This is a genomic window from Butyrivibrio sp. XPD2006 (genome assembly GCF_000420865.1).
Taxonomy (GTDB): domain Bacteria; phylum Bacillota; class Clostridia; order Lachnospirales; family Lachnospiraceae; genus Butyrivibrio.
In genome coordinates this window covers 1-21,674 of record NZ_ATVT01000012.1, presented here as the reverse complement: position 1 = coordinate 21,674, position 21,674 = coordinate 1, and the positions used below count along the sequence as shown (strand labels likewise).

Sequence of the window (21,674 nt, the reverse complement as noted above, 5' to 3'; positions counted from 1 at the left end):
CTCTGTGAGGTCATCATTACCTTTATCTCCACTTCATCGGTTTGAAGTATTAAATTATTGAAATAATAACATCACGCATAGGAGATGTCAATTACTTTTTACATCCTCATCGCAACTTCATAGGCTCGCCAGATTACAGACCTGAGATTGCCAATCTGTTTGCAGTCTCCGACGAAATCCATGTTGCTGGTTCTGTCATTATCACTTATCACAGGATCAGGAATATATCCCGCGGAGCTGATGACAGAATCGCACTCTATACGGATCTCTTTTCCATCTTTGTCTGTACAGATAATGGCGTTATCCTGCACTTCCTTGAGCTTAGTCTCAAGATAAACAGGAATCTCATGAAGTGCAAACCACTCTCTTAAATATGAACTGTTGGCAAGGCAAACGCCCTTCTGTGATACAAGATCATCCTTCATCTCAACTATGATCGGATGCTTGCCCCAAAGAGCCAGTTCATACGCAATCTCACTTCCTGTAAGTCCTCCGCCGATAACGGCCACAGTCTCTCCAACTTCCTTGCCAAGAAGGAAATCACAGGCTTCAATCATCTTCTCGTGCCCCGGAACATTCTTAAGAATCCTGGGTCTTGAGCCCGTTGCAATAATGATATCGCTCTTTCTTCCGAATCTCCTCGGGTCATCAATCTCTGTATTCAGGTGCACTTCGATGCCCAAAACATCCATCTGTCTTCTGTACCATCTGAGGAGATCCCTTAGCTTACCCTTGTAGGACTCTGAACTTGCAGCGATAAAAGTACCGCCCAGTACGCCACTCTTTTCATATATGACAGGATTATGGCCTCTGAGCTTAAGAACTCTTGCAGCCTCCATTCCACCTATTCCGCCACCGACAATATGTACGGTCTTCGGATGCTTGGCTTTTTGGATAAAATGCTTGTCGGTCTGCATTGTCTCCGCATTGACAGCACACCTTGCCAGGTGAAGCGAATCCGAGAGATCCTGATCGTTTGGAACGCCCTTGTAATGGCACATGTTAAAGCAACCGTTGTGACACAGAATACATGGCCTTATGTCGTCCTCCCTGTCATTCATGAGCTTGGTAACCCATTCTGTATCAGCGAGGAACGGTCTTGCAAATCCAGCTCCGTCAAGCTCTCCGCCGGCTATATAATCGGCAGCCACTCTCGGGTCAAGCCTTCCTGCGCACACCACAGGTATATCAATATATTTGCGGAGGTTAACGACATCCTCCAGATTGCAGTTCTCAGGCATATAGATAGGAGGATGAGCCCAGTACCATGCATCATAGGTTCCGTTGTCACAGTTGAGCATGTCATATCCTGCATCCTGGAGATATTTTGCAGCCTTTTTGGATTCTTCGAAATCTCTTCCGACCTCAGTGTATTCCTCACCCGGAAGGGCTCCCTGTCGCATTCCCTTGGTTTTGGATATCACACTGTATCTGAGAGATACCGGAAAATCACTTCCGCACTGCTTCTTGATCTCCTGAACTATCTCCACAGCAAAACGGTACCTGTTCTCAAAAGATCCGCCATACTCATCTGTCCTCTTATTTACATAGGGAAGAGTGAACTGATCAAGAAGATATCCCTCGTGAACAGCATGCACTTCTACACCGTCAACACCAGCGTCCTTAAGGAGTCTCGCACTCTTTCCAAAAGCCTCAACATATTCCCTGATCTCCTCTTTGGTCAGCTGCCTTGAAGGAAGCTTGTCAGACCATCTGTTGGGCGAAGGGCTTGCCGAAGCGGTAATCTTATCAAGGTCCATAAAGGGCTTGGATAATACCCTTAGAGCCGGGTTATTGTAGAGCTTCTCCATCATGCTGCTGACGGTAAAAGACCTGCCAAATCCGGCTGTAAGCTGTACAAAGAGCTTGGCTCCGGTCTTGTGAAATTCAGGCATCCAGGCAGCAAGATCCCGGTACATCTGTTTATTGGTGTAAAGCCACTGTCCGAACATCGGATTGTACACAGGCTGACACCCCGGAAGCACAAGTCCCGCATTGTTTTTGGCAACATTCAGGATGAAATTCGCACCTTCTTTGTCAAAGTGGTTCTTTTCCATCCATCCGAAAAGATCTGTTCCTCCCATAGATGTCAGTACGATTCTGTTCTTGATTTCACAGTTTCCGATTTTCCAAGGTGTAAACAGAGGTTGTAATCTTTCGTCCATTGTATTTTCCCCCAGTATATAAGAAATATTATTATGCTCTAAAATACTCTTTTATAGCTTCAAGCTTCTTTTGCCCGGCAGCTCTTCCAAGCTGATATACTCTCTCGAGCTCCGCCGGATCTTTCTCAACAGGGCTTATATTAAGAGGCTCATCCGGTCTTATTACCAGCACCTCTCCCGATTTCTCTTTTTCTCGTATGTATCTCTTTTCTTCATTGTACATGAGGTGACGCTTTTCCATGCACTCTATCATATTCGGATATCTGCGTAGCATGACTTTGACAAGAGGCATAAATTTCTGATGTCCCTTTACATAGTCTCCGGGCTGAGTCTCTATGACAAGTATCCTCTCATACCCCTTATCCTCCATGAATTTCAAAGGAATGGAGTCCGATGGTCCTCCGTCGAGATATACTCCACCGTCTATATGCACAGGCCTTGATACAAGCGGCATTGATGCAGAAGCCTGTATCCATGTAAGGTCTTCTTTTTCTCCGTCTGTGCACTTGTGATATGCAGGTTTACCTGTGTTTATGTCAGTTGCCACGCAATAGAATTCCATCGGGTTTTCTTTAAATGTCTTAATATCCCATTTATCAAGCTTGTACGGAAGCTCGTCGTAGCAAAAGGGAACATTGTAGATATCCCCTGTAAGCAGAAGCGACCTTATACTGTGATATCTCTTGTCAGTACAGTATTTCTTGTTGTATCTTACTGCTCTGCCAATCTGTTTGGACTTATAGTTTATTCCAAAGGTAGCTCCGGCAGAAACGCCCACAGCTCCATCAAAATCAATTCCGTTCTCCATAAGGACGTCGATCACTCCGCAGGTAAACATCCCGCGCATAGCGCCGCCCTCCATAACAAGACCCTTTCTCATCCTCTCCTGTTTCCTCTCAAAGCGTTACATATAATTATATTACAAAATGCAACAAAAAAGCGAGTCATTGTGGACTCGCCGAAATACTGCCTGTCTGATAAGGTCATGCAGCACTGCGTGATATTGCGCGTGCAATATATCTCTTGCAGATAAAAGATATGGGTTCTACAAATCTGTTGAGAATAATTGCAGCTCTCATTATATTAAGCTCATTGTTATCATAGGACATATGCCCGTTTTCGAGCTTATATATGAGCTTGTTGACCTTCTTGTCATCTGTTCTGCTGATTCCGCTGGATTCCAAATCGTTTAGATATTTGACCAGCTTGCTGCGCTGTCTCTTGTTCATCATTACAGCAAATGTTCTGGGGTGGTTGGCTTGTAGTCTGAATAAACCTGTTGTAAGCATGTAAATTTCCTCCTCATAATCACGAGGAATATTATCATATATTTTTGTGAATATTTTGTGAATAAAACACTCAAAAACAAAAAATAATACATGATATTGAAACATAATTCCGACCATAAAAAAGCCGGGGCTATTTTAAGCCTCGGCTTTAAAGACATATTCTGATTTTCAGATATCAAAGGTCTTCTGAAATCGCATGGTTACTAACCGATGTATAGGTAAGAATCATATCATCGTAGTCCCCTGCTCGTGTTCCGATAACCTGAGAGTTGGTACTTCCGCCGTGGAAAGTAATTCCGGCATCAGCAATATTCACAGTATCGAAAGCAACCGGTTTTCCGTTCTTCATGAACACGCTTCTGACTCCGACACTCTGAATATCATACTCGGAGTAGTTGGTTGCACTTACCTCGACACAGTCACCGATGTCTCTGGTATCTATCGCAACAGAAGTGTATGCGCATCTGTCAGTGGGATTTATCGTATATGCATACTCATAGTTTTTGGCATTTCCTATCTCAGCATTTACAAACTGTCCGTAGAGGATAAACTGCTGATCCTTTTTAACTGCATCTGCATAATCATTCACTTTTCTGAGAACATTCCCGGAGCCATCCTTTGCAACAAAATCTGCACTGATGGAAATATCGGATCCGGTGTTGTTTGTTGCAACAACCACATAGTATGTACACCATCCGATACTGTCAGGAATCAGATATTCACTATCAATTGTGACTTCGCCCTGAGTTTCTTCAGCAGCATATACGGTTTCTGCGGGAATAAAAGAAGAAGATCGGCCTGATATAAGAATTATCATCATCCCTAATGTTACAGCACAAGCGAAAATCCTTTTTATCATAGCCTTTTCCTCCAAAACAGAATATTATTCACAAAGAATTTGTGTAATAGTATTATCGCGAAAAAAAGGTGCTTTCGCCACAACCACAAGTGTTATTTAATTCTAATTTTAGAAAGGTCTGATTCTCTTTAGAAACTATCTGTATACCACAAAGTACCCGCCGTAATCATCTGCATTATAGCCGCTCAAATCCCCGAAAAGCTCAAGTTCACTGCTTGCTACGACAAAGACATCCGAAGCATATTTTTCATCTGTCACATCATCAGGAAGCTCAAATATGAAGTTGCCGAACGACTTGGCAATCCTGAACTCCGCATAAGGGTCTTTGTACTCTACTGTCTGATAGAACTTGTACGGATCATAATTCGTGTAATAAAGAGCAAGCATGAACGGCGATGAAAGACCTTCATAGGTCGACCTGATCTGCCTGTCGTCTCCTGCAATCTCATAGGCTTTCGCAATAGCATCACCATATCCCGGCATATAAATGCTAAGGGCATAGGTGCTGTAATCAGTAAAGTAATCCTTTGAAAAAGACAAGGCTCCTATAAGCAGAATAGAGGCAACAGCCACAAACATGACCCTTGCCTGCTCGAGGATAAATCCTGCTCCCAGGACAAAGAAAAAGATAAACGGAATAAACAGCATAACAAGTCTGTTGATATCTGGAAGTATCACGATATCAAGCACTGCAGTACCTATTACTGCTGAAATAAAGAGCATAAGTCCCATCCTGTACTGCAGACTGAGCTGCTCAGTTCCTCTTTTTCCTGTAACAGCATGCTTAATACAGATAATAAGGCCCAGGAAAGTAACCGGAAATGTAAATTCAAACAGTGAGGCATATCCAGGATAAAAATGTGCAAGTGTATGGCCTGAATCTCCCACAGTAACAGCAAGCAGCATTGACTTTAAGTTGCCAAGCATGGTTGCGAAAAATGAACCGTCAAGCGCAATAAACGCCTCTCCCGTTCTGGCTGCGGTAAACTTGTTAAAGCAAAAGTGCTCTGTAACGATTTCCGGAAGTCCGAGGTAATTGATCGCATAGAATACGAGCAGCGGAAGGAATACAACAATAAATGTCACGGCTGCTGATATCACTTTTTTCCAGGTCAGTGCTTTTATCTTTAATCCGTAGACACACATCAAAAGAAGCAGTATCGGAATTACAATGGTTGCTGCCCCGTAGCTGTACATACACAGCGCAAAAGCAGCTGAACTGAGACAGTAAAACAAAGTGCTGTTTTTCCTGACTCCGAGCATGAACAGCCAGAATGCCAGCATCAGATTAAAAGGCATGATGTTGCAGTCAAGACTCCATCTGGATAAGATGACGTGCCATGGACAGACCGCCAGAAAGGCTGCACCAAGAAGTGCCATCTCATTCCTGAATCTCCTGCCCTCCATAACGATCCTGATAACCGCATAGAAAAGAGCTACTGTCAAAATCCCGCATACGGCAGGGATCATCCTCAGATTCCTTATTGACGGACCAAACAGTGAAATCGAAATCACATTCAGATAGATAAGAAGCGGGCTTCCTCCGCCGCATCCCCAGGTGATCGGATAAATTGGCCAGTGATAGCCGTTTCTGTCAATTCCATAAGTAGCCAGTGTATACGCATCATAACCTATGGAGGCCTCATCCTGCTGAAGTCCCAGAGGAATCTCTCCAAGCTTGTAGAGTCTGATGACGGCGGCCACTACCATGATCAGCAAAAAGATTATTCGGGCAGCCCCATCTCCAAGACCTTCCTTATCGCTCTTTTTGCCTCTGAAATATAAAAATACAGCTGCCACACCCATAAGGATGTAGGCAGCCGTAGCTATATAGTTGTAATAATCGATAAGTCGCATTATTATACTTCCTTTTTATCTGGCGTGCATAGCAGCATTCCAGTCAGCTATTCCCATGTATGATGCAGCCCTGTTTATATAGGCTCCTGCATTTGCACCGTTCATTTGCTGGAAGAACTCCCAGGAAAGCTTATGTGAGCCATCCTGCCTTGAAAGACCGAGAGCAAGCCCCTGCGACATTTCAACCGGATAATCGGTCTGTCTGTTAAATGTTATCAGCTTGATGTACTGATTGGTCATACATCTCTGATAAGCATAAACAATGGCTGCTGCCTGAGCTTCTTCTCCCTGAGATGATGTATATCCAACCTCAGTAAGGAGTACCGGTCTCACTGCACCCTTACTGTTCCGAAGGGCCGGCTGGCACATATAATCCGTTAACTGCTCTATATTTTCCATCGAAATATAGGGTGTGTCAATACTGTGAGTGATCATGGCCGGATTCTTGGGTGTCCAGAAGCTCGTCCAGTTCATGGGATAATTGTAAGGATGTTCCGCAAGACACCAGTCAATATTGCCCTGCGCCGAAATACATGCATTGACGGCATCCAGCATACTACGCGCTGAAAAATAAGAGCCATTGTGGATCCTGGTCCAGTTCTGATCAAGGCTTATGCACACATATGCATTGGCATTTCTGCTCTTAATGGCATTGTAACATACTCTTACAGAGTCAGCGTAGAGCTGCGCGTAAGTCATCTGATCGGTAACACCCGAATAATTCCATGCATTCTTGGCATTTACCTCATTGGCTATTACCCAGTTATCTACCTGTCCACAGCCGTTTTTGCCGTTGTATCTTGCAGCCAGGAATGAAACTACCGCCTCAAGATACTCAAGTCCGTTATCCTCCGAGGTATTCATAAGATAGTATGGCGCCCTGCCGATACCGCCTCTTGCAGTCGGTGATATCATGAACTCCTCGCCACCGGAATGGGGATTAAGAAGAACCATGGTCATTCCTATTCCCTGATTGGTGCTGGTTCTTACGCAGTGATCATACTGGCTCATATATGCCGAGTCAAAGTAATAAGTTTTGCCGTTATAACCATACTGGATACCACCGTTTCCACCGATGACATCAGTAAGATTTATGTTGTATGCTCCCTGCTGTACACCGAGCTGAACAACCTCATTATTGCCGTTACCTATCTTGGCACCATCGAGGATAAGTCCCTTTTTGCCGTTGTTCTTTCTGCCCTGGGAGCCTCCGCCTGCCAGTGCTTCGGGATTGGTGATATACTTGGCGCCTGCCACAGCAACAAAAGCTCCGCCCTGTTTAACAGCGACCTGGAACTTATCGTACAGTCTGCAGCTTGTAGTCTGATAGCCAAGCGGCACAGAAAATACAGCACTGCCCGAAATCGGAAGTGACGCAATGGGTTCTCCCTGCGGAGCTCCCTGATATGGTTTCTCAGCAAACAGATAAAATGCGCCGTCATCACTTGACGGAAGATCCGATGCCGAAACGTTTACAATAACATTTTCTCCGGAAATTGAAACAGAATTGATAGTAACTGCGCCTGTTCCTGCAGCCTCTGCCTTAATTGGCACAGAAGAAAAGACACTTAAAGCAAGGGCAGCTGTAGCAACTGCCATGGAAAGTGATGAAAAGATTCTCTTATTCATATAACCCCTCATTAAAAAAGTTTTTTGTTACCCAGTATTCTAATGATACCGAAAAACGGTGCAAATAGCAATTAATAATCCACTTTCATCATGCAAAGGCCCTGAGGAGGCGCTGTAGGACCGGCCTTTTGACGGTCACAGGCATTTAGAATTTCTTCCATTTCCTCGGGTTTTATATTTCCGTAACCCACCTCTAAAAGAGTTCCTGTGAGGATCCTTACCATGTTCTGCAAAAACCCGTTGCCATGGAAGTAGAATCTGATATAGTTTCCGCTCTCCTCAATATTGATGGTATCCACACATCTGACTGTGGACTTCTTCATCTTGGTATTCCCGCAAAAGCTCTTAAAGTCATGAGTTCCCACAAGAACGGCTGCTGCCTTTCTCATGGCTTCTGCATCGGGCTTGTTCTCCAGCACAGTCACATACTTCCTGTCAAATACAGGCTTGCTCTTTCCGTACCAACAGGTGTATCTGTAGGTCTTGCCAAGAGCATTGTACCTCGCGTGAAATCTTTCAGAACATGCTCTTACCTCATTAACACTGATATCATCAGGCAGATACTCATTCATGTACTCTTGAATTTCCTGCTCTGTCATATCAGTGTCGAGAACAGCATTTGCCGTCATGGCTCTTGCATGAACACCGGCGTCGGTTCTACCGGCACCGATGACATTAACAGGATTATCATCGGGAGAATTTGTCATCCTGGAAAGGACGGATTCAAGCTTGCCCTGAATCGTCATATCTTTCCCCGGTTGTCTCTCCCAACCAAAAAATCTGGTCCCGTCATAACTTATGATGAATTTATAATTGCGTTTCATATTCCGCAGCCTCAATCTAAGATTATTTATCTGATCTCAATCTTAACATAAACGCTGACAGCCTTGCCATCTCTTATAGCAAGCGCATCATCACCTGAAACAGTGTCTGCCTTGAAAGTCTTGGAATCTCCATTTGCATACTCTACTGTAATCTCACTGATCTCATACATACCCGGGATGACATCGCTCTTTGCGTCTATTTCATAGGTGATACTTGTATCTGCCAAAAGAGTGCTCTCTACAGTATACTTACCTGCCTCATCCTTGATAAGATACTCAGGGATTGCAGGAGATGGAGCAAACACGAGCTTATCATCTTCGCACTTAAAGATATTCCTGCCAAAGAACATAAGCTTCCACATGCTGATGAACTCAATGGTAGAGCCTGAAAGTCTTGCAACAAAGCCCTTTCCATGGATAGCCTTGTTGGGGTTCATGCTGCTGGCAATAAATGATGAGTTCTCAAGTGTGCTTCTTCCGTATACTTCCTTATCAAGGAAAGGAATAGCCTGATTCTTAAAGTCCTCAAAGAACTCTTTGTAAAGTCCGCTTCTGATAAGTTCAAGCAGATACTTGTATTCCATGTGAAGCCAGATTGACTCATTCTCAAGCCATCCGGGTGTGAAGGACTTACATCTTCCGTACTCAAAGCTTGCGTTCTCAAGAGAAGCGTTAACCTTGTACATTGAGAGCTTTTTATCGAAGAGGTCACTGCCTTTTATTCTGTCATAGATCTTTTTCTTCTCATCGTAAGTATTCTCAAGCTTAAAGAATCTTACAGGTCCCTCAAGGAAGTAAGGAACATTCTGAACCTTAAAGCTCTTAGGATAGATTCCGTCTTCCTTCCTGTCATACTCAGGAACTTCGAAGGTGAAGTATCCGGGAGCAATTCCCTTGCCGAGGTCAAAGGCCTTGGATACACCCTTTTCAAGTCTCTTTTCCATAAGACCTAGGATCTCTAAAGCATCTGCATAGCTGATGGTCTTCTCCTGTTCAAAGAGCTTACCGTAAACCTCATCTCTATAGCCCTCAAGAGCTGCGTTTCTGTTGTCCCAGAGCTCAAAGTCTGTTGTGAAGTGTGTCTCAATATCCTTGAGATTCTCAATGAAATCAACAGAATCTGCCGGAAGTGTTATGTCTGCACCAAACTTTGCAATAGCGTCTTTGGTGAATCTGATCATCCTGAGAAGCTCATAGCTCTCGTTCATGGATGAACCGAACATACCGGGCATTCCGTTAAGAGCATCGTACCAGCCGGGCTTTCCGCCCTCCATCATAACGCCCATACCCTCAGGATCAAGGGCTGCAAACTTGCAGGCAGATAACAGAACAAGCTTTGACAAAAGACTCATCTCAATATCCCTGCCATCCGCATAGGTCTCAAAGCTTCCTTCCTTCTTGGCGTTATCTCTTTTTGCAAGATAATAGTACTGACGAAGGCCGTTTTCTGTCTCCTCGTATTTCTTGTTTCTTGGAAGAATCTCTACCTTTGCCTCAAAGGCTTTAACCTTTGTATCAACCAAAAGCTCTTTTTCCTTGTCAGGATAAACCTCAAGGAAGTCCTCGATAAGATCAAGATTGTATGTCCAGTGGTCTGACCAGTAGCCCTCACCGAAATCACCGTTTATGGTCTCTGTAGCCTTCTCCATCACCTTGGAAAAGATCTCTTCGCACTCCTTGTCGGAAATCCCCTTCATGGAGTCCTTGATTGCAGAAACAAGCTCTCCCGGTGTAAATGGCTGTGAAAGCTCGATCTCGCCGAGAGCGTTAGGATTTACATTAAATCTGAGCTGCTCGATCTTAAGCGGGTTATAGCCATCCATCTGGATAAGTGAGTAGAATCTCTTTATATTTTCATCACCGACTATGCGACTGAAGAATGTATCACATCTTCTGTTCTGATTTACATCTCTGAAGTTACCGTTGCCCTGTGAATAGAACTCCGGTGACATTGAGAAGTAGTTGTAATCTCTCTCAAGATCGCCGTGCTTTCTTGAGTAAACATAGAAAGTATGTCCGCCCGGGAGTGAAATTGGCTTACCTCCTCTGAGGACATTATCCATGTAGTTGTATCTTGTGTAGTCATCAAAGGCCTTGTTTGCTGTTGATGTGGCGACATCAGCTGTAAGCTCATCTGTGAGCTTTTCTGCCTCTTCAAACTTCTCTTCAAAATACTTCGGATCAATATCTCTTTTAAGGAAATCATCAAAGATATCCTTGTTTCTCACTTGTCCGATGAGCTCGTAAAGAGTCATGCTCTCGCCGCTGCCGAGAGTTTTCTTCTTGGCAAAGAAGCATGTCGGGAACTCGTTTGATGTATTCTGCTCGCTATTTACAAGCTCGTCAAAGTCTGTTCCGGCAAAGCCTACAGCCTCTGAAAGAGAGAGGTCATAAGCAAATACAAGTCCGGGATCAACGATGGTGTGAAGGTCATTTCCGTCTTCATCAACAGCAAAGCCGAAGTTTCCACCGGGAACCTTCTTAACTACCGCTGAGTCCTCCATTGAGAAGCGTACCCTGAAGAAAGGTCTCTTTTTGTCTGCATCCTCAACCTGCATATATGCCTTGGTGGTCTGTACCATGTTCTTCATTACATCCATCATGCATCCGTAAGGAATAAGCGCAGGCATTCCGTCAAGAGCTTCAAGTTCACGGCTCTCTGCACCTGTGTTGGTGATGGTAACCATTCTCATGAGAGCGCCAATCTCCTCACCGGGAAGAGTTGCATACTTAACCTTCACATCAAAGCCGTGCTCTCTGTCGTCATCCTCGATGGTAAGGGTGTTCATATGGATTTCCATATCGGCATTTGCTGTGTTTTTTACAAAAGGCTCATAGACCATTCCACCAGTCTTGATGAAGGTCCTGAATCCTGTTCTTGATACGTTCTGATATGCTGTATGCGCAGGGTAGAACTCCATGATGCTGTGATCCTTGTCCTGTACACCAAAACTTACTACAGCCTGCCCCCTGTTTACGTAGTAGCACCAGATAGGTGTTCCTTTGATTCCGGCGATTCCCGGAAGAAAGCTGGCGAAGGGACTCTTCTTGCCATAACCTTTCATTACATCCTTAACTTCATTCATGTTTTTCATTAACACGCTCCTCATAAATATTATAAAATTCAGCGAGAAAACCCCTTCCGATGAAGTCGGTTGTGGGATAAATCGCCTTTACACGAACAGTTGTTCGTGGTAAAATGAGTCAATCGGAACCTTGAAAACTGTATATATACGGTTGTGCCATGTATCTAACTAACCAAGAACCTATGGCACGTAAAATATACAAGGTGTTAGTTCCCACGCGCCACAAGCGCATCTAAAACGTTTGCAAGTATTCCGAAGGGTTTTTCCCGACGGAGTAGCGGCACTGTGAACGTGCCTTACTATGCCGCAAGGTATTGTAGAAACCATTTCCGATGTTGTCGGTGATGGTAGTTCATAAGTAAACTTCAATTGTGTGCTTTCCATCAGAAAGGCTGTCGATTTCTGCTGCAGTAAGTACAGCTCTCTTTCCGTCTTTCACTGTCATGTCTTTGCCATCGACAACAGCCTTGCTCACCTGATAATCACCAACTTCCTTCCTGCCGGAATTTATATATCTTACCTCGAACTCTTTTCCTCTGAACGGAAGTGTTATTGCAGCTATTCCGTTATTGTCAAACTGCTCTGCCAAAAGAGCCGGCTGCATGCATAAGTCTCCTGCCTCACCCCTTACGCCAAAGCTCTGGGTGACAACAGTCATCATCATCCAGCTCGCAGCGCCAGTGAGGTAGTTGTAAAGGCCTCTTCCCTCTGCGTTAAAGTACTCCGGAACACCCGGATAGATCCTGCTGACTTCAAAGTTTGAGGAAGCCTTGTACAGTGAATTAAGTGCCTTGTAGCCTTCCTTTGCAAAACCCCTCCTGTACAGTGCGTTTCCGAACATAACTGCCATATGTGAAAAGACAGCGCCGTTCTCCTTATCGCCGTAGGAGAAGCCAAACATTCTTCCAAGGTCTGTTCTGAGGGCCTTAAAATCTGTATTAAGGCGATATCCGCCGATGCCCTCTTTGTAGAGGTACTTATCGGCACTCTTAATGATCTCTTTTACGTTTTCTTCCCTGGCTGTGCCTGACATTACAGAGAAAACCTGTCCGGTAAGCATCATTCTGATGTTCTTGCCTTCGGGGGTATCAAACTCACCTTCTACTCTCTCTCCGTTGTCGTCATAATATCCGTTGAACCAGCCGTTTCCTTCGGAGTCTTTTACCCACTCCTTATCCCTGATCAGGTTCATCATAAACTCAGCCTTTGATTCAAGAGCCTTTGCTATATCTTCTAAGGCAATCTCCTCTTTTTCTCCCGATACGGCATGAGATACCTTATCCATGTAATTCATAAGGAGTTCTCTCTTTTTATCAGGTGATGAAAGAAGATCTGAGCCGTCTGCAAAGATCAGTTCCTTGAGCTCGGCTGCAACAGGCGCAGTAGTCTTGCCGGATCTCTCGGCGTAAAGTCTTATATATTTTGCAATGTCTACAAGATTTCCTGCATAGCCGCAAGTGAAGGCAACGCTCTCACCCTTGTGTGTTGCCATATCAAGAGCGTCGTTCCAGTCAGCACCGCGAAGCCTGATCTCGCCGTTATCTCCGACGTCGTAAATTGCCGATACATTCTCAATAAGGATGTGCTCAAGAACTGTTCCCAGATACTCCGCACCTGTCTTATCCTTCTGAACAACACCATAGCCTTCGCTGTACTCTGAGTCTCTCTTCTCGGCTCTGCAAACAAGAGCATCCTTGAAGTATGTTGTATTCTCGCCAAGAATCTCGATATCTCCCGTCTGATCCATGTAAAGCTTAAGTGTAAGGAACGGCCAGAAACCGTGATCCATCCATACACGCGGAATGCCGTTTCTGTCTGCCTTGAACTCACCGGGCTTATCACCGATGATGGTCGCGTTGGTGCCATCAAATCTAACACCCTTAAAGTTGTCGATGATCATCTTTCTTACGCCGTCAGGGTCTGTAAGGAGGAGTGCCAGACAGTCCTGCCAGAGATCTCTCCATCCTCTTCCACCTCTTCCGTAATCATGGTGAGGAAGGAAGCTGCAGCCGTAAATCCTTCGCAGCTGTGGCTGGAATGTGATCCATTCCATATAGTTATCAAAACCTTCATCCCCGGTCTTAACGTGAATGTTGGTCAGATTATTCCAGTAGTTTCTTGTCTCCTCGAAGATCCTGTCTGTATCCTCGCTCTTTTTAATAGCCAAAAGGGCATCTGCCATGTCTTTTTCAGGCTCTGTGGTTGCACCGATTGCAAGTCTGAAGGATAATGACTCACCTTTCTTAAGTGTTACCTCGTCAAACTTAAGGGCACCGATCATCTCTTTTCCGTCCACATTAAACGGTGCCTTCTTCCATGAAGCGGAATCTATATCCAGAAGAGTTCTTGGCCTCAGGAATGTTCCGCCCTCTCCCAGGAAAAGATCTGCATCCGCAATGAACTCTTTAGGAGAAGCGCCGCCTTCTCCTGCTCCGAGTACAAAATAAGTTGTGTCGTTGATCTGATGTCCTCTCTCATCAAAGGACAGAGTAGGCTTAACCACAATGCCATCCGCACACACTTTTGCTCTGTTTAAAAGAGATGTTACATGCCTGTGATCTCTTAAGTTGTCCGCACTTCTTCCGTAAACAGGAATTGCAGCAACCGGAGTAAAGACCGCTTCAGCATCAGAATCATTTGTGATCTTGATATTCATGATCTCAGAAGGAGTATCAAGAAGAGAAAAGATGGTAACCTCTGCTGTTACCGATCTTTTTTTGTCGGTCCTTGTGACCTTCTGCCACATGCGTCCACCTTCAAGAACCACCTTATCCTCAGCATCTGTAAACCTTGCTGCTTCCTGACCTGCAGATGCTCCGCAGGCAGACCAAAGGCCGTCTTTATACACACAGAAGAAATTCCTTGTGTCCCTGTCGCTGTGAAGATTTGAAATGCTCTTTGGTGCTATAAGGAAGTGGTTCTGATCCAGCTTGCTGTCTCCGCCAAAATCAGGTGAAACCGCACTTCTAAGACCGGTATTGCCGGCAACGGGTATATAAAGTCCGCTGCTGTACTGTGGATCCTCCATTATGAAGTCGCCGCCCTTACCGGTAAACTTGTATCCGCTCATGTTTATTGTCCTTTCGAGGTAGTCTTAGTCAAATTTCAAAATTGTATTCAGTATATTTCTTGCACAAGGCTCAAGATCAGCTCTTGTCAGAGCTCCCATGTCCATTGCTTTCTTAACTCTTTCAGGGAATCCACAGGCCATCTTAAGATCATTACCTGCCTTGATCTCCTTGTAGTGCTCTCCTCTTGTCCACCAGTCGGAGGTTACCATTCCCTTGTATCCCCACTCCTCACGAAGGATTCCTGTGAGAAGATCTCTGTTCTCGGAAGCCCTCTGACCATTGATGGCATTGTAGGAAGACATGATTGTATATGGCTCGGCCTCACCTACTATGATCTCGAAAGCCTTAAGATAAATCTCTCTGAGAGCTCTCTCAGAAACTCTTGAATCACTGTGCTTTCTGTTTGTCTCTTTGTTGTTGCATGCAAAGTGCTTGACACTTGCTCCAACATTATTGCTCTGGATTCCTCTTACCATGGCTGCTGCCATTCTTCCTGTGAGGTAAGGATCTTCTGAGTAATACTCAAAGTTTCTTCCGCACATAGGGTTTCTGTGAATATTGATGGCAGGTGTAAGCCATACGCAGAGATTGTTCTCCTTGAGCTCCTCACCGCCTGCACGTCCGATCTCTTCAGCAATCTCACGGTTCCAGGTACATGCTATAAGTGTAGAGCATGGGAAAGCTGTTGTAAGAACTCCTGTCTCAGGAGCAATACGAACACCTGCAGGTCCGTCAGATGTCTGAGCATTCGGAACACCGTACTCCGGAAGATTGCCCATTCCAAAGACATTTCCAACACCTGTATTGGGCTGACCGCCGACAAGGTGGATCAGGTCTTCATCAGAAAGCTGCGCCATGAATTCATCCAGGGTAGCTTTGCCCTCTGCCACATCATAGAAAGTCTTAACACCTTCCTTGAAAGGTCTTGTGAGATAGTGCATCTGCCTGCTTCTCTCATATGGAGTAAGTGCCTCTTCAGTTCCGGGCTCCATCTTCTCAAATATACATTCGTTTAAGTCTCTGGCAGTACCAAGAGGAAGCTCCTCATAGGTGCCGTCAGATAACATTCTCTTTTTAAGTGATACAGGTGCCGCCTTGTGACTGAGCTTCTCAATGGTGATGTCCTCAGCATTCTCCCAGGTAAAGTCTGTCTTTGCAGCATCTCTTACGCTGTTTCCGATAAAGAACTCATAGCTTCCCTTCTCGAGTACGTAAGCAGCTTCTGATACCTTTCCAAGATCATCGTAAGAAGCCATAGCCTTCCTGGTAACTTTAAGAGTTATCTGCTGACTCTCGCCGGCGCTGAGCTCTTTTGTCTTAACAAAGTCTCCGAGGGCTCTCTCAGGCTTTCCGAGCTTGCCCTGAGGCGCTCTGAAGTAGAGCTGTACAACTTCCTTACCTGAAACCTTTCCTGTATTTGTAACCTTTACATCAAAACTAAAGCCGTCCTCAAGCTCTTTTGCCCCGAGAACCGCGATGTCAAAGGTTGTATATGAAAGTCCAAATCCGAAGGGATAGATTACCTTATCCTCTGCTCCCGGAATGGTCTCAAAATATCTGTAGCCGACATAAATGTCCTCTGTGTACTCCACATAGTCAAAGGACTCATGGAAATTCTCTGTTGAAGGATAGTCCTCAAGTCTTGCAGCAAAGGTATCCGCAAGCTTACCTGAAGGATTGACTTCTCCGAGAAGTATGTCTGCTGCTGCATCTCCGCCTTCCATTCCGCCCTGGTTCATGTAAAGAGCTGCGTTTATAGCCTCGTCTTTTGCAATAAAGCTGCAGTCGATGACTCCGCCAACATTAAGGACAGCAATGACATTCTTAAAATTGTCCTTGGCAGCCTTTATCATTTCTTTTTCCTTGGCAGAAAGATAGAAATCTCCATCAGGGAATATCTCTGATGAGAAGGAAGGCATACTCCTGCTCTGAGGCCATGGATTGAATTCATTGTTGCACTCAATGCTGCTGCGATCCCAGCCCTCGCCGGAAAATCTGCTAATCATAACAATAGCAGTATCAGAAAATTCTGCTGCCTCTTTAAGCATATCTGGAGGCAGTGCCACCTCTTCTGTCATTCCGGGAACTCTTCCGGAATCATACTGCTTCTTCATTTCATCTTTATATAAATTGATCATGGGTTCAAAGATTGAGACGCCCTTGGCTTTCAGGCCGTCATACAAAGAGTGGATATAGGCGCAATAGACATCGCCTGATCCTCCGCCGCCTTTTACGTAATCAACGGCTGCCTTGCCCATGAGGACAAGTTTCTTGTCTGAGCTAAGGGGAAGTGTTCCGTCATTCTTTAAAAGAACCATTCCCTCCTGCGCTGCCTTTCTGGATACAGCAATATGCTCACTGCTGCCTGTGATTCTCCTGTCTCCCTTAAGTGGTAGTGCAGGCTGATAATTAAGTCTTGCCCATTTTTGCATCAAAAAAACACCTCCATAGAATATAGCCACATTTTACCATGTTTAAATGGTATGAAAAGAGCTTTTTTTCTATGAAGGTGTGAAAATTCTATTAATGAGCAGGACTATAAGCCGGGTTATGTCGTGAATGATCATCTATCTAGGACTGCTGTCACCAACAGCCTCAAGCGACCCACCTGAGAGTGAACCGGGCCGGCTCATGGCTCTCTTTTCGGTCTTGCTTCGGATGGGGTTTACATGGCTACTGATGTTACCACCAGCACGGTAGTCTCTTACACTGCCTTTCCACCCTTACCGGATGCATGGCATCCGGCGGTATATCTCTGTTGCACTATCCTGGGAGTTGCCTCCACCAGACGTTATCTGGCATCCTGCCCTGTGAAGCCCGGACTTTCCTCTCCCGCACCCTTTCGTCTGTGCGGCAGCGATCATCCATCCTGCTCATTAGGAAACACATTATATCATCTTTTCTTTTTTATAACAAACATTATTATTGCCGCCAGAACAAGCGCTGCAACCACAGCAGATACCGCTATTATTAACACAGGTTCATCAGAATCCTGAGGCGGTGCCGCATGATTGATAACCTCCTGTACCACCGGCTTAGCCGAAGCTTCCATAACCGGCTTCTGACCGGCCTTATCAGCTGTAGCCTCAGCTGCCTCTTCTACAGCCGATGCATCCGCAGCCTCCTCCATCGCAGGGGCTTCTGCCGCATAATCAGCTTCCGCCTCCATTGCAGGTGCTTCTGAAGAAGACGCTGCTTCCTCGTAGACAGAAGTGGATCCGGACATATGGCCGATACCGCCTGTGACCTGCATCACAGCATAGCTTCCCAAAAGAAGCACTGCAAAAGTAGCAGCTATAGCTGCATATTTTCGAAACGGAACGACCTTGGCCTTGGGTATATCAGCCTTAGGAATATCAGCCTCAGGAGCTTCCTCCAGCTTGCTCTGTACATTCTGAAGGATGCGCTTTTTCATCTCGTCGTCGACTTCAATATGATTCATTACTTCTTGATACTTACTCAAAATCGTACGCCTCCTTCAGTATTTCTTTTAACTGCTTCCTTGCCCGCAAAAGGTCAGATCTGACTGTAGCCTCCTTACGGTCAAGAATTTTCGATATCTCCCCCGTTGAATATCCCTCCTGGTAAAAGAGATGGACCACTTCTCTGTACTTAACAGGAAGCTGCTTAACTGCTTCCCATACAAAGGCAAGATCCTCATCCTCTCTGCCTACAAGCTCCTCCGCGAGTTCATCGGTTTCCCTGACCTTATTGTATTTGATCTTATTCTTGCTCAGATTTGATGCCACAGTTATAAGCCAGGCTTTCTCATGCTCCGGGCCGTTAAAATCAGGGCTGCTCTGTATATATTTGATCAGCGTATCCTGCAAAATATCCTCCGCATCTTCCATATTGTGAAGGTATGAATAAGCAACACGCAAAATCCTGTTTCCGTGTCTCTCCATAACTTCGGCCACACTCTCAGGCGGTGGCCCTCCGCAAAATAAATTTAAAAATCTGAAAACGAATCTAAACATAAATATCTCCCCGGGGTCATTTAGCCCCCGGGAGATAGTATATCATATCAGCTTCTCTTTTCCACCATTCTTACAAGATTGTAGAACTCATCTTTATAATCATCGGTGTTTTCAATGTCTTTATAAGCCTTCAGAATATCTTTGTAACTGATTGTTCCTGAATAGTCGCTGTCTGAAAGGAGCATTGCGAACTCTGAGACAAGACCTGCAAATGCGAGATTATCACTTGGTGTGTCTGTGAACTTCTCATTGTTAACAACATAGGACACGAGCTTTGATGTATCCTCATCGGGCTCCTTGTAGCGGATCTTGATGGTAGCATAGTCATCGGAACCGGTATCGGGAATCTGCTCATTGGCGGGCTGATACTTAAGATCTATTGAAGACTTCGCACCTGTCGGAATGATCTCATAAAGAGCTACAACTTCATGACCGGCACCGACTTCACCGCCATCCTTCTTGTCGTTGTTAAAGTCTACAGCATCCATTACTCTGTTTTCATAACCGATGAGTCTGTATGCATTTACAATTGCAGGGTTGAACTCAATCTGGAACTTAACATCCTTGGCTACTGTTACAAGTGTTGAACTCATCTCATCGACAAGAACCTTGTGTGCCTCAGACTCACAATCTATATATGAATAGTTTCCGTTGCCATAATCTGCAAGAGCCTGGAGTTTGTCATCCTTGTAGTTTCCTTCGCCAAAGCCGAGTACTGAAAGGTAAATGCCATCGTCCTTTTTCTTCTTAATAAATCTCTCAAGTTCATCGGGATCTGAAATACCTACGTTGAGGTCTCCGTCTGTTGCCATGATGACACGGTTGTTTCCGCCTTCGATGAAGTTGTCTTTTGCAATCTCATAGGCCATTTCCATTCCGGCCTGTCCTGCTGTGCTTCCGCCTGCGCTGAGCTTACTGATTGCAGACTTGATCGCCTTTTTGTCTGACATGCTCGTACCGTCCAGGATAACTTCTTCTCTGCTGGCATATGTAACAATTGAAACTGTTCCGTCACCCGGAAGATTATCTACAAGGTCCTTAAATGACTTCTGAAGAAGCGGAAGTTTGTTCTCGCTGTTCATGGATCCTGAAACATCGATAAGAAATACAAGGTTGCTCTTAGGAAGCTCGCCGTCAAGTTCATCCTCAGCCTTGACTCCCACAAACATAAGCTGGTGCTCAGCATTCCATGGGCAGGCTGCAACCTCAGTGGTTACTCCGAATTTCTCACCCTTGTCAGGGCCGTTCAGATCATAGGAGAAATAGTTGATGAACTCCTCAGGTCTTACTGCTTCAGGATTGATATCGCTTGCGCTGTAGCCGGACTCTATCATTCTTCTTATATTAGTGTAAGATGCTGTATCCACATCCGCTGCAAAAGTTGAAAGAGGCTGCCCCTGTGAAAGGAAGAATCCGTTTTCATCAGGTTTGTCGTAAGACTCTGTGTTGTACTCAGGTACAATCGTTACATCAGGATAATCAGCAGGAGTATAAGTGTAGGTTGAGTTGCTGCTACTGTCAGATGAACCAAACATATCTAAAATGCTGTTTCCCTTTGAGCCGGTAACAGGCTCTGAGCAAGCCTCTTCAGCTTGAACGTCATTGTAATATGCCGGGCTGCTTGAAGTAGCCGGGCTCTCTGACTCAGCCGGTGACGGTGATGTGGCAGTTTCTGTCATTCTCGCCGATTGTCCGCATCCGGCAAGTGCTCCGGCCATCATGCCGGCAGTTAATAGTACCGATAAAGATCTGTAATGCTTTTTCATAATTTTTCCCTCCGATTTGCGGCAAGTTTTTTGCCTTTCTAACCTGTATACAGACCGGGAAAAGAAAATGTTGCAAAAATAAAACTTTTTTTTGATAATTATTTTGTTATGAAAAAAACATGTGGAATCGTTATGAGTCTCCTGCTCATTATCACTGCGTTTGCAGGCATTTGGACTCAGCAAATGAATAAAGACAAAAAAGAAAATCATCCCGTCGCCGATTCTTACGTTGATATCAAAAAGTTATGTGTATCTGTAAGCTGTGGTGAATACTATGGTTGCGGAACTGTTTATGACAGTGATGAGAATTCTTATACCATAGTAACTGCAAAGCATGTACTTCAAGACTACTATGATGGAGCTTCTGAGGATATTATTGTTAAGTTTGAAAATAATGAATCCGGTAAAGCTTCTATATTAAATGAAAACATAGATCTTGATATCGTTTTTCTGGGTGTTGGTAAAAACGAAATCTCTACGGATTACTATTCTGTATCAGATATTTCTTCCAGTTCAAGTGTTTCCTCTAAGTCTGACGGCACACTGTATTCCGGACAGACCATCTACCTGGTTGATGCAAATACAGGTGACATCTATGCCGGAAGCATAGCCAACCCTTCAGTTTATTCCGAAGATTTCGCCATGGACATGATCTACTGCTACTGCGCTGTTACACCCGGCATGTCGGGTACCGGGCTTTTTGATGAAGCCGGTAACTACCTTGGAATACTGCTTGGCGGCTCCGATGAAGCAGAGGCTGTGTGTCTGACTGCGTCTTTAGTCAGACAGGCATATCAATAAAAAGGCTGAACCCTACCGGATTCAGCCTTTTCAGACTGTAGACAAAGTGGTCCTGAGGGCGTAGCTCTCTGGACCATTTTTCTTATGTTATGGGGATTTTGTTCAGAACAAAGGTCAGAAACAGCCTATATCAGGCCATCTCTAACCGCCATTCATGCTTGATCCTTGCAAGCTTTTTCAGATTCATACACGCAAAGGTAAGCGCGACCTTCATTTCCATACGCGCCTTGCCATACATCTGTGTATATCTGAATCCGTGGTTTTCTTTGGCGGTCCCAAAAATTCTTTCTATTGTTTCTTTGCGATGGGAATAAAGATCTTTCATTCCCTCTGTGTATCTGATATCATCG

General features: G+C 44.9%; 14 protein-coding genes, 1 other RNA gene and 1 pseudogene. 1 reads left to right on the top strand and 15 read right to left on the bottom strand.

Annotated features, from left to right (window positions below; all coding sequences use genetic code 11):
* Positions 1-98: 98 nt before the first annotated feature.
* The 14 genes from G590_RS0113135 to G590_RS0113075 all read right to left on the bottom strand — a co-directional run bounded on the left by G590_RS0113135 (position 99) and on the right by G590_RS0113075 (position 20,523).
* Positions 99-2,165, bottom strand: coding sequence for an oxidoreductase (locus tag G590_RS0113135; protein ID WP_022766128.1), 2,067 nt, complete (start codon positions 2,163-2,165; stop codon positions 99-101).
* Positions 2,166-2,196: 31 nt separating this feature from the next.
* Positions 2,197-3,045 (bottom strand): patatin-like phospholipase family protein, encoded by an 849-nt coding sequence (locus tag G590_RS0113130; RefSeq protein ID WP_022766127.1) that lies wholly within the window; start codon positions 3,043-3,045, stop codon positions 2,197-2,199.
* A 103-nt stretch (positions 3,046-3,148) separates the two neighbouring features.
* Positions 3,149-3,454: a hypothetical protein gene (locus G590_RS0113125; RefSeq protein WP_022766126.1), complete on the bottom strand. Its 306-nt coding sequence runs from the start codon at positions 3,452-3,454 to the stop codon at positions 3,149-3,151.
* Positions 3,455-3,629: 175 nt separating this feature from the next.
* Complete coding sequence (locus tag G590_RS0113120) at positions 3,630-4,313, bottom strand: hypothetical protein (RefSeq protein ID WP_022766125.1); 684 nt, start codon at positions 4,311-4,313, stop codon at positions 3,630-3,632.
* A gap of 135 nt (positions 4,314-4,448) precedes the next feature.
* Positions 4,449-6,170, bottom strand: coding sequence for an ArnT family glycosyltransferase (locus G590_RS0113115; RefSeq protein ID WP_022766124.1), 1,722 nt, complete (start codon positions 6,168-6,170; stop codon positions 4,449-4,451).
* A 15-nt stretch (positions 6,171-6,185) separates the two neighbouring features.
* Positions 6,186-7,799: a DUF5722 domain-containing protein gene (locus G590_RS0113110; RefSeq protein WP_022766123.1), complete on the bottom strand. Its 1,614-nt coding sequence runs from the start codon at positions 7,797-7,799 to the stop codon at positions 6,186-6,188.
* 71 nt (positions 7,800-7,870) lie between these two features.
* Positions 7,871-8,623, bottom strand: coding sequence for a tRNA pseudouridine(38-40) synthase TruA (gene truA, locus G590_RS0113105; protein ID WP_022766122.1), 753 nt, complete (start codon positions 8,621-8,623; stop codon positions 7,871-7,873).
* A gap of 26 nt (positions 8,624-8,649) precedes the next feature.
* Positions 8,650-11,718, bottom strand: coding sequence for a hypothetical protein (locus G590_RS21560; RefSeq protein ID WP_022766121.1), 3,069 nt, complete (start codon positions 11,716-11,718; stop codon positions 8,650-8,652).
* Positions 11,719-12,061: 343 nt separating this feature from the next.
* The gene (locus tag G590_RS0113095; RefSeq protein ID WP_022766120.1) at positions 12,062-14,779 is read right to left on the bottom strand and encodes a GH36-type glycosyl hydrolase domain-containing protein; all 2,718 of its coding nucleotides are present in this window, start codon (positions 14,777-14,779) and stop codon (positions 12,062-12,064) included.
* Positions 14,780-14,803: 24 nt separating this feature from the next.
* Complete coding sequence (locus tag G590_RS0113090) at positions 14,804-17,212, bottom strand: glycoside hydrolase family 3 protein (protein ID WP_022766119.1); 2,409 nt, start codon at positions 17,210-17,212, stop codon at positions 14,804-14,806.
* 91 nt (positions 17,213-17,303) lie between these two features.
* An RNA gene (gene rnpB, locus G590_RS20815) (RNase P RNA component class A) lies at positions 17,304-17,656 on the bottom strand.
* 17 nt (positions 17,657-17,673) lie between these two features.
* Complete coding sequence (locus G590_RS0113085; RefSeq protein ID WP_022766118.1) at positions 17,674-18,243, bottom strand: hypothetical protein; 570 nt, start codon at positions 18,241-18,243, stop codon at positions 17,674-17,676.
* The gene (locus G590_RS0113080) at positions 18,236-18,757 is read right to left on the bottom strand and encodes an RNA polymerase sigma factor (protein ID WP_022766117.1); all 522 of its coding nucleotides are present in this window, start codon (positions 18,755-18,757) and stop codon (positions 18,236-18,238) included. The genes G590_RS0113085 and G590_RS0113080 overlap by 8 nt, the downstream gene beginning before the upstream one ends.
* Positions 18,758-18,804: 47 nt before the next feature.
* The gene (locus G590_RS0113075) at positions 18,805-20,523 is read right to left on the bottom strand and encodes a vWA domain-containing protein (protein ID WP_022766116.1); all 1,719 of its coding nucleotides are present in this window, start codon (positions 20,521-20,523) and stop codon (positions 18,805-18,807) included.
* 183 nt (positions 20,524-20,706) lie between these two features.
* Between G590_RS0113075 and G590_RS0113070 the strand changes: the two genes are divergently transcribed.
* Positions 20,707-21,324: a S1 family peptidase gene (locus G590_RS0113070; RefSeq protein WP_022766115.1), complete on the top strand. Its 618-nt coding sequence runs from the start codon at positions 20,707-20,709 to the stop codon at positions 21,322-21,324.
* Positions 21,325-21,472: 148 nt separating this feature from the next.
* On the opposite strand, the pseudogene G590_RS19550 reads toward G590_RS0113070, so the two are convergent.
* Positions 21,473-21,674, bottom strand: a pseudogene (locus G590_RS19550) (transposase); the annotation flags it as partial.

Excerpts from the sequence above, each read along its gene's own strand:
- G590_RS0113135 (WP_022766128.1), bottom strand. The coding sequence starts at position 2,165 with ATGGACGAAAGATTACAACCTCTGTTTACACCTTGGAAAATCGGAAAC.
- G590_RS0113130 (WP_022766127.1), bottom strand. The coding sequence starts at position 3,045 with ATGAGAAAGGGTCTTGTTATGGAGGGCGGCGCTATGCGCGGGATGTTT.
- G590_RS0113125 (WP_022766126.1), bottom strand. The coding sequence starts at position 3,454 with ATGCTTACAACAGGTTTATTCAGACTACAAGCCAACCACCCCAGAACA.
- G590_RS0113120 (WP_022766125.1), bottom strand. The coding sequence starts at position 4,313 with ATGATAAAAAGGATTTTCGCTTGTGCTGTAACATTAGGGATGATGATA.
- G590_RS0113115 (WP_022766124.1), bottom strand. The coding sequence starts at position 6,170 with ATGCGACTTATCGATTATTACAACTATATAGCTACGGCTGCCTACATC.
- G590_RS0113110 (WP_022766123.1), bottom strand. The coding sequence starts at position 7,799 with ATGAATAAGAGAATCTTTTCATCACTTTCCATGGCAGTTGCTACAGCT.
- truA (WP_022766122.1), bottom strand. The coding sequence starts at position 8,623 with ATGAAACGCAATTATAAATTCATCATAAGTTATGACGGGACCAGATTT.
- G590_RS21560 (WP_022766121.1), bottom strand. The coding sequence starts at position 11,718 with ATGAAAAACATGAATGAAGTTAAGGATGTAATGAAAGGTTATGGCAAG.
- G590_RS0113095 (WP_022766120.1), bottom strand. The coding sequence starts at position 14,779 with ATGAGCGGATACAAGTTTACCGGTAAGGGCGGCGACTTCATAATGGAG.
- G590_RS0113090 (WP_022766119.1), bottom strand. The coding sequence starts at position 17,212 with ATGCAAAAATGGGCAAGACTTAATTATCAGCCTGCACTACCACTTAAG.
- G590_RS0113080 (WP_022766117.1), bottom strand. The coding sequence starts at position 18,757 with ATGTTTAGATTCGTTTTCAGATTTTTAAATTTATTTTGCGGAGGGCCA.
- G590_RS0113075 (WP_022766116.1), bottom strand. The coding sequence starts at position 20,523 with ATGAAAAAGCATTACAGATCTTTATCGGTACTATTAACTGCCGGCATG.
- G590_RS0113070 (WP_022766115.1), top strand. The coding sequence starts at position 20,707 with ATGAATAAAGACAAAAAAGAAAATCATCCCGTCGCCGATTCTTACGTT.